The organism is Maribacter sp. ACAM166, assembly GCF_005771495.1.
Taxonomy (GTDB): domain Bacteria; phylum Bacteroidota; class Bacteroidia; order Flavobacteriales; family Flavobacteriaceae; genus Maribacter.
In genome coordinates this window covers 1-13,586 of the sequence record NZ_VAUW01000033.1, presented here as the reverse complement: position 1 = coordinate 13,586, position 13,586 = coordinate 1, and the positions used below count along the sequence as shown (strand labels likewise).

At 36.5% G+C, this 13,586-nt stretch carries 6 protein-coding genes and 2 pseudogenes; 3 read left to right on the top strand and 5 right to left on the bottom strand.

All coding sequences use genetic code 11. The annotated features are described in order from the left end of the window. Positions 1–2: 2 nt before the first annotated feature. The 4 genes from ES765_RS16940 to ES765_RS16925 all read right to left on the bottom strand — a co-directional run bounded on the left by ES765_RS16940 (position 3) and on the right by ES765_RS16925 (position 10,501). Positions 3–1,673 carry a ribulokinase gene (locus ES765_RS16940; protein ID WP_138115534.1) on the bottom strand — a complete coding sequence of 557 codons (1,671 nt, stop codon included), beginning with the start codon at positions 1,671–1,673 and terminating at the stop codon, positions 3–5. A gap of 252 nt (positions 1,674–1,925) precedes the next feature. Continuing rightward, complete coding sequence (locus ES765_RS16935; RefSeq protein ID WP_138115533.1) at positions 1,926–4,271, bottom strand: glycoside hydrolase family 127 protein; 2,346 nt, start codon at positions 4,269–4,271, stop codon at positions 1,926–1,928. Positions 4,272–4,571: 300 nt separating this feature from the next. Continuing rightward, positions 4,572–7,280, bottom strand: a complete 2,709-nt coding sequence (locus tag ES765_RS16930) for a DUF5695 domain-containing protein (protein WP_138115532.1) — start codon at positions 7,278–7,280, stop codon at positions 4,572–4,574. 167 nt (positions 7,281–7,447) lie between these two features. Continuing rightward, on the bottom strand, positions 7,448–10,501 hold the full coding sequence (locus ES765_RS16925; protein WP_138115531.1) for a beta-L-arabinofuranosidase domain-containing protein: 3,054 nt from the start codon (positions 10,499–10,501) through the stop codon (positions 7,448–7,450). A gap of 511 nt (positions 10,502–11,012) precedes the next feature. Between ES765_RS16925 and ES765_RS16920 the strand changes: the two genes are divergently transcribed. Next, the gene (locus ES765_RS16920) at positions 11,013–11,747 is read left to right on the top strand and encodes an NUDIX hydrolase (RefSeq protein ID WP_138115530.1); all 735 of its coding nucleotides are present in this window, start codon (positions 11,013–11,015) and stop codon (positions 11,745–11,747) included. A gap of 37 nt (positions 11,748–11,784) precedes the next feature. Here ES765_RS16920 and ES765_RS16915 read toward each other — a convergent pair whose 3' ends face one another. Beyond that, positions 11,785–12,522: a ThuA domain-containing protein gene (locus tag ES765_RS16915; RefSeq protein ID WP_138115529.1), complete on the bottom strand. Its 738-nt coding sequence runs from the start codon at positions 12,520–12,522 to the stop codon at positions 11,785–11,787. Between the two features lie 251 nt (positions 12,523–12,773). On the opposite strand from ES765_RS16915, the pseudogene ES765_RS16910 reads away from it, so the two are divergent. Together ES765_RS16910 and ES765_RS16905 are read left to right on the top strand one after the other, a co-directional pair. Then, positions 12,774–13,349, top strand: a pseudogene (locus ES765_RS16910) (IS1595 family transposase); the annotation flags it as partial. Positions 13,350–13,404: 55 nt separating this feature from the next. Further along, positions 13,405–13,586: pseudogene (locus tag ES765_RS16905) on the top strand (IS1595 family transposase); the annotation flags it as partial.

The window sequence follows — 13,586 nt, the reverse complement described above, 5'->3', positions numbered from 1 at the left end:
AACTACTTTTTAGAATTGAGTTCAATAAAAGAACACAAAGAATTATATGCTTCTATTTCGGGTAATAGTTGCTCTACCTGTTCCTGTATAGGAACATACTCAGCCTCAAAATCGCTTCCCATTTTTTGAGCAGCGGTAATCACATCGGGATAAACACCTGCAGCTACAGCCGCATAAATAGCGGCACCTAATGCCGGAGTCTGGTCCGATGCGGAAATTTTGATTGGCATATTTAATACATTAGCCAAAGTTTGCATAATAAATGAAGATTTTCTGGCCACACCGCCTATTCCTATTACCTTATCAATTCTGACACCCTCTTCTTCAAGCCTGTCAACAATCTTTTTAGCTCCAAAGCAAATTGCATGAACCAATGCCTTAAAAATATGTGGAGCTTTGCTCCCTAACGATAAATTACTGATTGCACTTTTCAGTTCTTGATTTGCATCAGGCGTTCTTCTACCATTTATCCAATCTAAAGCTATTGGAATACTCTCTGTCAAAGGCAGATTTTCAGCTTCATTACTCAATTTCCGAATAAAGTTATCATCTATTTCTTTTTCTAATTTCATTTTTTGTTGGTCGTCGAGAATATTGGACGACAACACTAAAGTATCTATCGGCCATGACAAGACGTCTTTGAACCATGCCAAAACATCTCCAAATCCAGATTGGCCGGCCTCTAATCCCACTAGACCAGGAATGACCGATCCATTTACTTGCCCACATATACCCGAAATAGGGTTGGAACCGATGACATCTTTTGGGGATACCATAATATCGCACGTTGAAGTACCCATAACCCGCACCAGAGCATGTTCTTCAATTTTGGTCCCAACGGCACCAGCATGCGCATCAAATGTCCCTACGGCTATAATAGTGTCTGTGGTGAGTCCTAACCTTCCTGCCCAATCGGTACTTAAGTTACCTGCGACCTGATCGGAAGTAAAGGTTTGATTATATAATCTATTTCGAAGTTCGGCGAGATATGGATCTAACTGAGCTAAAAATTTCACAGATGGCAATCCATTCCAACTCTCATGCCACATTGCCTTATGGCCTGCTGCGCAACGACTACGCTTAAAGGATTTTAAATCCTTATTTCCAATCAATAGAAACGTCATAAAGTCGCAATGCTCCATCCATGTAAATGCCTGTTTTTTAACATCTATATCTGCACGAATTATGTGTAAGATTTTTGCCCAAAACCATTCTGAAGAATAAACACCTCCTTCATATTTAATAAAATCCGTACCATCCCAATTGGAAACTAATTCGTTGATTTCTTTGGCTTCTTTAATTGCTGTATGGTCTTTCCAAAGGACCATCATCGCATTGGCATTATTTTCAAAACCAACCTCAAAGGCCAAAGGAGTGCCTTTAGCAGTTACCGGAATTGGTGAAGAACCTGTAGTATCTATACAAATTCCTTTAATTGATTTAGGATTGATCTTACTATGAACAACTACTGACTTTATTGTGAGTTCTAGTCCTTCAATATGATCTAAAGGGTGCTGTCGGAATTGATTTATAGATGCATCACAAAATTCTTGATTTTTCCAGCGTGGATACCAAAACACTTCAGTTGCTATTTCCGAACCGTTATCCGAATCCACCAAAACCGCACGAACAGAATCTGTACCATAATCCAATCCGATAAAGTATCTTTTCATCTTTTTATCTCTTTTTTTAAAATTGGCATGATAACACAGGAATCAGTTATATATTGGCAGCTATTTAAATAGCTGCCTGTTTTATTATATTGCTTTTTACAGAAATTTTAATTACCGTATGAAAGATAATAAAATTAAATTAAAGTGTGCTACTTACACTTAAAAATTAGACTGATTTCTATTTCCACATTTATGGGCAAATCTGTATGCCGTAACTCATATTGTCTTTCCTTCGATTGAATTAGCCTAAATTTAATCTTTTCTTAGAACAAGTTTACAACCATAAACAGCTCCTGCAATATTATCTTTGTGCGCTTTAAACGTAACAGTAATAAATTCTTTACCCTTGGTTAAATCAAAAGGAATAGGATATTTGCAATCGATAAACTCTCTCGGTTTTTCAGCTTTCAAATGTTCGGTTGCTATCAACCGATCATCCACGAGAATGTCAAATTTTCGTTTCCCTCCATCGCTTCCATTATAAGTACTATACAAATCTAGAGATGCATTCGGATCACATTTTAATTCAAAAGAAAACCACCCACCATTAGGAGCATCCCTATATTTTCTACCTGTGCCTGCATATTCTCCTACGCCTGTACTTTCCCCCTGTAGATTATGGTCTCTTTCGGGCTGCATTTCCCCTAAACGCATTAAATCCACAGTACGTTTCTCAGTATCCTCAATTCTCATTAGTTCGGCTTCATAGGCATCCTTTTGGTTTCCCCATTTCTCTTTAGAGAAACTATCCCAATAAACTATCTGCTTTTGGTCGTACATACTATATAATGGGATTATTTTTAAATCTTTAGGTCTTCCAATTTTGTTAGTTTGAAAAGAAAAACTAGTGTCGCTAGTTCTCGTTATCCATTCGCTGACTGGTTTGTCTTCGGTAACCAGCACAGGAAGTGCAAGCGTGCTTAACTCTTCCTTTCCTAAGCCTCCGGACATTAATGTAGGCCCGTAAAATAATGCGAAACTATTTTCAGCTCCAGGCAATTTTTTAGTATAAACGTCCATTGGTATATTAATTTCTATCTTATCTCCTTTTTTCCAATTTCTATCAATTGTAATATAACTACTTGGCAGAGAATTATGTCTAAACAATGTGTTATTGACTTTTATCTGCATTCCTCCGGTTGCCCAACCAGGATGGCGAATATGAATCGGGAATTTAGAGTCACCTTTCTCAATAGTCAGCTCAATTTTTTCAGATTCTGGATATTTGGTTTCTTGTTTGATTATTATATTTTTTTGGTTCCAAGTTAAAACTGAAGGAACAAATAGATTGACATACAAACTGCCGTTATGTCCTTTATGATAAATACTTTTACCATATTTAGCATGATTTTCTATACCAGTCCCAACGCAACACCAAAAAGAATCGTAAGGTGTACTGAATTCTTTTTCGGTGCCCGATTGCAAAGTTAAATAATAGGAAAACATACCTGTTTCGGGGTTCTGCGATGCTAAAATATGGTTGTATAAAGCACTTTCATAATAGTCCATGTACTTGGCTGAAGGTGCCCATTCAAACAAGTACTCACTTAATTTTAGCATATTGTAAGTGTTACATGTTTCTGAAGTATTGGTACTTAGTTGATTAAAAAGTTTATCAGGTTGCGAAAAATACTCAAAATTACTATTACCGCCGTTTGCATATGAATGATGGTCTATAACTGTATCCCAGAAATAATGAGCAACGGCAGAGTCACGTTTGCTGTTTGTAAGTTCATAGAGTTTTGCATTACCTAAAATTTTAGGTATTTGAGTATTTGCATGTAATCCACCTAAATTATTTTGCTTATCAGCTAGCGGGTCAATTACTTTTTTATGCTCAAAACGGTAAGCAAGATTTAAGTATTTTTTATCTCCGGTTATTTCGTACACCTTTGCCAAAGACTCATTCATTCCACCAAACTCAGCTTCTAGCATAAGCTGGAAATTTTCTTCCGAAAGGTTTTTGAATTTGTCATAAGCCCAGTCCGACATTAGAACAACGATTCTTTTAGCTTTTTCATTATCACATAACAAATAGGCGTCTATTAAACCATCCCACGCTTTGTGGATCATATACCATGGAACCCATCCACCATTTAAATCAAATCCGGAAGATTTTATATTTCCTGAAGCTACCTCGTTCCAAATTCTATCTTCATCAGGTACACCACCAACATAACCTGTGCCCCTAGCTTCTTGACATGCAGCTAACTCATCCACAACATAATTTGTTTTATCCAAAAAAATTTGTTCTCCTGACGCAGCATACATTAATGCGCAGGCGGAAAGGTAATGCCCGAGCATATGTGATGAGTTTTGTTCCCATCCATCATAAAGAGGAGCTTTGGGTTCTAAACCAGAATTTTTTCTCCACCGATGAAGTAAACGGTCCGCATCTAAAGTCAGCAGATATTTCGCATTAAGCTCCATTGCATTATCAAATAAATTTCCCGATGAGATACGAACATCTTTCAAATCAAAAGGAAAAGCCTGAAGGTCTACTTTAGGCGGTATCACGTATTTACTATCAGTCTGGCTCATACATATCGCACATATCAAAATATTTAAGAGAAATACTAAATGACGTTTTGTCTTCATATTTTTGTATTTTATTTTATTTTAAAATCGGAAACTGAGCTTTATATTAAAACATATGTCGAGCTTAATTGTTAGTGTGAAAAACTTTCATTTCGGTAAAACACTCTTAATTTCCAAAACTTAAGCTGAACCGCGTTGCAACAAGATTAAAACTACATATATATAACTTTTTATATTTGTTAAACTGATTATGCTATGTTAGTCTTGTAAATAAAAGCAAAGACAACTAACTGGTTAGCTGTCCTTGCCTTTCAACTAACTCAAACAAAATTCTAATACCTGATTTTTTATATTCTCCTCCTAAATCTTTATATGAATCTTTTTATCACTCAAAGGAATTTCATAAGCTCCCCTTACTTTCTTAAAGGGTAACTCCGTATCAGTATCGATTCTTAAATACGCATTAGGTGTATACTTTGTTTTACCATCTAAAACAACTGTAACTTCGTCAGTTCTGGTATTGAATATAACTTTATCAAATTTTCCAGCATCCAATGTAAGCCATAATTTTTTCGAAGCAATATATACTTTAGACCTTGCTGCCGTAGTTATTTCTGCGGTTACCACACCTTCGCTCATAGTAAGGTTTCCACCAAAAGCAAGCCATCCAAAATCTTCATGCTCAAAAAGATAACTTCCGGAATTCACGGCATATCCATAAAATCCAGAGCCATAATCACCCGAAATTCCATCTATTTTCAGTGAGGATGGAAACGAGTGAAATGCGGCCGGGCCGAAACCGTCTTGGGTTATATTCGCAATACCTCCCAACAATCCACCATATCCCACTTGTAATAAATAAAAATCATCTGGATGCTCTCTGTAGTGCTGTAATACCGGTATGGCGTTCAACGAAGATCCGTAATGATGTATCTGACGTTCTACCCTTGATGTTTCCCCTGCTTTACCGGCATACAAAAAATCCCAATATCGACGGGCATTTCCATTATAAGCCCAATGTGGAATATTTGGCATATATGCTAAAATAGCCTTTAAGGTTACCAAAGCTTTTTCATCATAGCCAAAATAATCAGACCACATATAAACTTCTTCCTGACCAGTGGAATCCCAGGGCATTTCACTTCCAAATGGGTATTCTAATGCACGCCAATGGTCAGCTCTTTCTTTCATTCTCCTTTCAAGATCAGAAGCCATTTCGGTGTAATTTTCATTTTTAAGATCTTGTAAGATCAATAAAAATACAGAGCCTTCCATTTGCCCAAATTGCGCATAATAAGGAGCTTTTTCAACCATAGCTACGCTTGTGTGATACGCATTTTTTAAATACCATTCCCATGACCTAGAATCCACAAGATTCTTATAATATCTAGATAACCTATACATTACCATGTAAGCAGCTGCGACGTGCGGATAATTGTAAGACCTCCCGTATTCGTTGGCATTTTTATGATTCCAAGCCGCCCAAGTAGTAAAATTTATATCCTTATCATAAGTTCCTTTGGGCAAGGAATCCGGTTCGTAATAAAACAGGCTTTTTCTAACACCATACATATCTGGCCCTTCACTCTGTTGAAGCCCACCCCATAATGTTTCTTCTACGAACCGTTGTAACTTATCGATTTCGGCCTTTTCTGGTTGTATCAATTGTTTCATGATGGCACCCAGCCAACTTCCAGCCCCTCCTTCATCGCTAAGCCCGCCTATCCAAGCTCTTCCATCTTGCCTTACCTGTTCTTGCTTTTCGTAATCGTAGGTTATTACAGAAGGGCTTCTTCCAAAAATATCGGTAGCATCATCAAACCACTGTTCTGTAGTGAGGAAATGCCCAAAATCCTTGACAACTTCGGTTTCCGACTTTATGACTTTATAATGTATGCTTTGTTCTAGCCCATCTTCGTATATAATAGTAATCCTAGCATCTCCCCACTTTTTTCCTTGAACACTGTATTTTTTTAAATTTGTAGCAGTTTGACTGTTTTTCGTTACTATAAGGGCTCCTTTAGGTTCTACATTAATTTTATCTACATCAAAAAGATAGTTTAAAAAAAGCTGACCATTTACATCCATTGGTAGAATATAACCAGGAATTGCCGTAGCGACCGGGCGTTCTTCTTTAATTAAGGTTTTTGGGATATCCTTTATTCCGTCGCTGAGTACAATTTTCAAAGCAAAGTCCTTAGATTCATTCGGGGACAAAACCAATGAGCTAGGCTCGTTCCATTGGCTTATTCCTTTCCACTCCTGTTCCGAATACGCTTTGGAATAGACCATCCATTCGTGAAATCCTTCAAATACAGTACTTCTTGGCGTGAGCCCATCCAACAAGGGCCTGTATGCTTCAAAAGCCATATTTTCTTTAGGCAATACAAGAAGTGCAGGACCATTTCCGCTAAGTCGCTTTACTTCCAAATAGCCAGCATCTTTACCAATATAGGGGTCAAAAAAAACATTTTGTGCATGGGCTTCATCTAAGGAGTTCCCCTCTAAAATATTATTAAAAACCATCGGCACTCCTAATGCACCAATTTCTATAGATTGACTTTGAGTATTCGTAATTCTAAACCGCAAGACTAAATCTCCATCATCCAACTCATAATAACGCTGTAAATTAACTGGAATATCCTTCGGTAATGTATTTGATAGGTCGGCAGCCGCTAGTATGTTACCATAAGGTTGTAAGGGTATAACCTCCATTCTTTTATGGGCAGTGGAGTAACCCTTCCACTTACCATTTCCTTCCCTAATTCTTAAATTAATATCTCCAAGGTGGTAAAGGCTGTCCTTATCACGCTTTTCCAATCTATCCCCAGGAGTAAAATCAAAGTCAGGATTTGCATTGGGTCCTAAAGCTGCTACTGTTTGGGAGGCCCTAACCACTTTTAATTTAAAATCTTCGGTGTCAAATGTTTGGAATACTTCCGAGATACCTAAGGTAGATTCCTTAGTATTGATATTGTCCCAATATTTCTGCGCCTCTACGGAAGAGCTAAAAAACATCAAAACAAGTAGACAAACTAAATTATTTATTTTCATATCCTTACTTATCATATTTTTTAATAATGTACAAGCCTCAAAAAGGCAGTAATTCATTTCAGAGTCTAGGTTTAAGTAGCTTCTTAATATTTTATCAATTGATTAACCTAAATATATTTCCTAGGAATATTCGAAAAAACAAACTGGAATTCTAAGTGTTTGCTCTACAAAAAAATCAACAATTATTTTAAGGTAACATCGAGATAAACCGAATGCCGCCCGTAGGTTTCATAGAAAGGTTTAAAAACAACTCCGTCTATATTAAATACTAATTCCTTAGGATTACCTAAAATGGATTTACCAATATCGAAAGCATCTAGCGTTATCTTTCGCCAACCTTTCCGGGGTTCAGACTCCTGTGCCGCTAATAGGACGGGGCCGTAAAATAGACTGACAATATTTTGCTGATCCATCACCGGGTTTAAATGAAATTGAAATGGCATGCGAAGCTCAATGGTATCTCCGTCTTTCCATTTTCGACGCAATGTCAGGTAACTTCCCGGTCGTACCTGTACATTTTCCTTTTTACCATTTATCATTACGTAAAAACCTTCGGTTGCCCATTGAGGAACACGAACATTAATATCAAATTTTCCACTACCCTTAATCATTAAACGTGTATTGTCCTCATATGGGAATGCGGTTGTTTGCTCAATCACCACATTTCTTTCTGTCCATTTTAATGTTGAAGGAACATATAAGTTTATATACAAAGCACTATTATCGGCACTTCTAAAGTAAATAGAATTCTGAAGTTTGGTATTGCTTTCTATTGCAGTGCCGTTACAACAAGTAAAACCCTTCATATCGGGATTGCTGAACTGTTTGACAGAACCAGGTCTTAAAGATACATGATAGGTATTGGCAGAACTATCATCTGCAACGGATGCAAAGATGTGATTGTAAAGTCCGCGTTCATAATAATCCATCAATTCACCTCTCTGATCATATAGAAAAAGGTTTCTGGTTAGTTTTAACATATTATAAGTAGCGCAGGTTTCATTCTGTCCTCCAGAAGAGAATCCATTTTCGTAGAGCGTTGCAGGCTCACTGGTAAAGCATTCCGCATTGGTAGGATTACGTGCTCCGGCAACTCCGCCAATACTAAACATATAATCGTTTACGGCTTTGTTCCAAAAATTATCCGCAACCTGATAGTATTCTGGTATTTTGGAATCTCGGTATGTTTCGAGGGCCCCTATGATTTGAGGGATGTGCTGGTTTGCATGTAGTCCTCTAAAAGTGTCTACATTTTTAGCTAAGCCATGGGAATGTACTGAATCGCCAAAAAACATTTTGATATTATCGAACAACTTTGCCGTTTCCAAATAATGTGGCATGTTTGTTAACCGAGAAAGTCTTGCCATAGACTCATTCATTCCACCATATTCTCCAGCTATGTATGTATCCCACATACTAATGAATGTTTCAGTAGGCAATAGCTTCATACGCGCGTGCACCCAGCTCCCCATACCTTTGGCAACTTCTAGTGCCTTTTGATTACCACTAACTTCATAAATATCCATTAACCCAGCCAAAATCTTATGCAAGGTATAGTAGGGAGCCCATATTTGAGTGTTCTGCCCACCATAGGTTGCTCCCCTCTCTAACATGATAAATTGATCTGGAGGATAGGCACTGATATAACCTTCACCCCAATTCCAATAATCGGTACGGATACCTTTTTCGCTCAAATCCGAATCGAAGTCTTCTCTATCAGATCCCGACGATACGCTGGTTGGATCTGAAACAAAGGTTCCTCTTTGTAGCTGAGGCTTTCCGGACATCTGGGATAATTTGTATAGTGTATTTACCATAACCTCCATCTTATCTGCGAAATTAGCTTGTAGCGATTTATCATAATCGGTGCTAGCGTATGCCTGAGCTATTGCTGTTAAATAATGCCCTGTTGCATGCCCGCGCAATTTTGTTTCTTGAGAATCCCATACGCCTAGTGGTTCTGCTCCCTCAGGTTGTTCCTGACCATATGCATTACGAAACATATACAGGAAAGAATCCGGATTAGTCTTGGCAAGTGTAGATATAAACTTATCACGGTTTTCTATGAATTTTGTGTCCTGCCCATAGAAATCGGGGTTCAACAAAACCTCATGCAGATTGAAAACCTCCAATTTACGATTGGGTGTACTATACTTACTGTTATCTTTTACTTTTATAATTGCTCGAGGTTGTATATCTGTACCAGCAACACTCCCAGTTATTATAAACTTACCTGATTTAAGAACTTCGCCATTATCCGTAGGAGCTGGCCACAGCACCCTGACCATAGGACCTTCAAAACCATCTCTATATTCTCCTTGCAAGTAGCGTGGCAACTGAGGGAGATGGCCTAGCATAGTTTCCATCTCAATATCTAAAACATGGGTCAGGTATCGATTATACAACTGCGGGGTATTACTAGAAAATACAGGGAGATCATCCGCCGGTTTTTCCTTTTCCACCACAACTGTCTCTGCATCGTTTAAAACACTTTTATAAATGGTTGTAATTTGCTCCTTATTTAAAGGAACCCGGTAAATTCTAAAGTCATGCAACATACCGTTTAGATATGGCTGGTCTGGTAAAAATGACTTACCAATGTAAAAAGAATTCTTTTGACCTGTTCCATTGTAAAATAATTGCTCCAATTCTACATTCTGTGTATCGTTAACCACCGAGCCATTAACATATATGCTTACCGCTCTTGAAGAAACATCAACAACGAAAGCTACATGATTCCATTTACCTGCTTCTAAAGCTGGTGAATCAGCCCTATATACACTCCCAGATTGGGTAGTAATTTCTGCCTGAAATCGCATTATGTTAGCAGTGCCTAATGGTGCAACAAAAAAATGTGAATTTGGGCTATTTCTAAAATCGAAAAATAACTGTCCGCTTTGCTTGGAACGCATATTAATCCATCCTGAAATAGAAATGGATTCCTCTCCCGACAAGGTTTCAACTGGAATTGAAACATAAGCGTTTGCATCTTCAGGTAAAGAAAGCACTTTACCAAACTTAGGATCAACTAAATACTCCACTTTAGATTCATGGGTATTAGCGTGTAAATTATTACGTGACCAATCTTTTACATCTCCGTCAAACACATAACGAGCAATCAAATCGGTTTCACCAATTCCATCTAAAATTTGATCACCATCTTGAGCAGCTATACTGACAATTCCAAAGCAACAATAACAGAGGATTACATCAGTGAATAACTTATTTATTTTCATATTTAAATACTTAAAATACCAACAAACTACTCAGTTAAAATATTCTTCAACCATACTTTACAAAACCTTACAAACTAAAATTTATTAACAAGCAAATAGTTGCTTTTTAGCCGAAATTTTATTTTTATGATACAAAAAAAATTCATGTTTGTCTTGATTCAGACACCATAGATTTTGAACTTTATCAGGGTAAATCCCAACACTTTACGATTTACTAGATTTAATGGAATATTCTTCCTCTTATTATGATCTATTACTACACAAGTTATTTGACTTGGTCTACAGAAATTCAATGTCCCATTTTCATCATAAACAAATGTATTTAAACGCAAAATAAAATTAATCATTTTATAAGTGTATCTTACACACATACAAATATAACTAAAGATTTATATTTTTTAAAAAAGTTGTGTTAAAAACACAAAAACTCTTAGCATTGAAGTATTTCCTAATTAAATAGTATTTTTGTCGCCGACATTTAAATCTTAAATCAAATCAAAATTCTAACGTAATGAAGCCACTTATTAAATTAGCATCTAAAGAAGAAGATGCTAAGGAACTGCAATATTACTCAAAGGAAGATCAGGTCTTGTTAGCTGTTGATTGCATAATTTTTGGCTTTGACAAAAAGAATTTAAAAATTCTATTGGTTAAACGTGATATTGAACCTCAAAAAAACAGATGGTCTTTAATAGGCGGATTTTTAAAGAAAAGTGAAAATTTAGATACTGCTGCAATCCGTGTTTTACAGAGGCTCACGGGTCTACAACATGTTTATTTGGAACAACTAAACACATATAGCAAAATTGATAGGGATCCTGGACAAAGAACAATTTCCGTTGCATATTTTGCTCTAATAGATGTAGCTTCACATAGTTTTGATGGCATTCAAATAGATGCCGCGCAATGGTTTAATCTAAAAAAGTCGCCACAATTGGTTTTTGATCATAATGAAATGGTGGAAGATGCCATCAGAAGGCTAAAGCGCCGCGCATTAACCAAACCTATTGGTTTTGAGTTACTACCTGAAAAATTCACAATGCGACAACTTCAAAATTTGTATGAATCTATTTTAGATAAAAAACTAGACAAAAGAAACTTTATCAACAAAGTAAATACTCTTAATATCTTAGACAAATTATATGAAAAGGATATGTCTAGCTCCAGAAAAGGTTCATTTTTATATCAATTTGATGCAATAAAATATCAACAAAAATTAGATGAAGGTTTAATTTTCAAATTGTAAAAACAACCTAGTTGAGTTATTTTTTCTTGACCCAGTCCTAACTGTTCTTCAAAATAGTTCGGTAAGTCTCAAGATCGTGTGCACGCTCATCGTGCCCCAAGGTACTACCTACTATCTTTACTTTCGGGTGCTTTACCGTCCATATAACCGGAAATTCCTCACCTGATTCCAATCCTCGGCCTACTGCGAGCACCTCTACGTTAGCCATAGCATCCTTTTTCCACCTATAAAGTTCGTCAACTATACGGAATGGTGGGACGCCGTTCATTAATGGATGATCAGGCTTTACCACAGTTACCTCGAATTCCTGTAACTTTTCATGAGATTCTGATCCTCCCCCAACCAATTGTTGGTTGTATTGGGGCCAATCCTTCCAATTATACCAATTGCTGGGGTGGTTAATCAATAGGTTTAATTTACCAAAATTCACTTCCTCGAAAATGACATTTTTTAAATTATCATCCAAAGGCTTGTTATTGGACAACATCAACACGTCGACTACAGGTATCAGAGCACTCAATTCCTCTAGATCCTCAGTATAAATAACAGTGTTCCGACCATTACCATACAAAATTGCACCATCTATAATCCCAAAAAGATTTAAGAAATCATGGGAGGCTCCACCACCAACCATGATAGCTATTCTTGTGGCATTCTTTTTATTGGATATAAAATGGCCAAGAGCACTGTCTGTATTATCATTATTAGGTAGTTTTTGCACATTACATCCAAATACAACAGTCAGAACAGATAAAGCTAATAATGATTTTTTCATTTTACTAAGGTTTTAAATTAGATTATAGTTTTTTTGCAATCATATTATCACTTACCAATATCACTTAATTCAGGTTCTTTCACGGTAACAATAATTACTCCTTGCATAGTAAGTCCATTTAAATGTTTGTTAAATAAACGGAAAGTAAAACAGATAAATAAAATTTCCGCAAAAATCTAATAGTAATCTTAAATAAATATTTAGAGGTGTCTACATAAACACTTATCTTTAATTGGCAAACAAATAGATTTATGGAGTCATTTAAAAGTGAGAGTATTGTTGATTTTTTTAATGTATATACTACTGATTTAGATTGTTTGAAATATTTATCTAGAATCAAATGGCATGGTGGTTATAGTTGTGTAAAATGTAGCCATAAAAAGTTTATAGTTCGCAAAGCTAATTTCGCAAGAGATTGTAATAGGTGTCATCATATAGAAAGCCCAACGGCAAATACCTTATTCCACAGAGTTAGATTTGGATTGCGCAAAGCTTTTATCATAGTGTTTGAGATGAGTGTAGCTACCAAAAGTGTATCATCATCACAGATGGCAAGGCGCATATCTATCAGCAGACAAACGGCTTGGTTATTCATGCATAAAGTCCGCATAGCAATGAAGAGTAGTGAATCGCAACCTATGATGGGTCAAGTATTTGTAGATGAGTTTGTGTATGGAGGGAAAGAAGACCTTAAACAAGGAAGAAGCAATGATAGTAAAAAGAAGAAGATTGTTGTGGCAGTAGAAGTTGACAAAAAACGAGGCGTAAAACGGGCTTATTTCAAAAGGATAGAAAATTATTCATCAAAGGAATTGAACAAAATATTTATTTAGAGGTGTCAAGTTAGGTACTTATTTTAACTGTCAGTAAATATATACTATTATGGACATATTTAAAGGTCAAAATCTTCTAGAGTTCTCTGATCGCTTCAAAACGGATAATGATTGTAAGGAATATCTAGCTTCGACCAAGTCCAGAACAGCATTTAAATGTTCAAGATGTAATCATACGGCTTGTCAGACGCGGGATGATTTTTCCAGACAATGTAATATCTGCAGGCATAC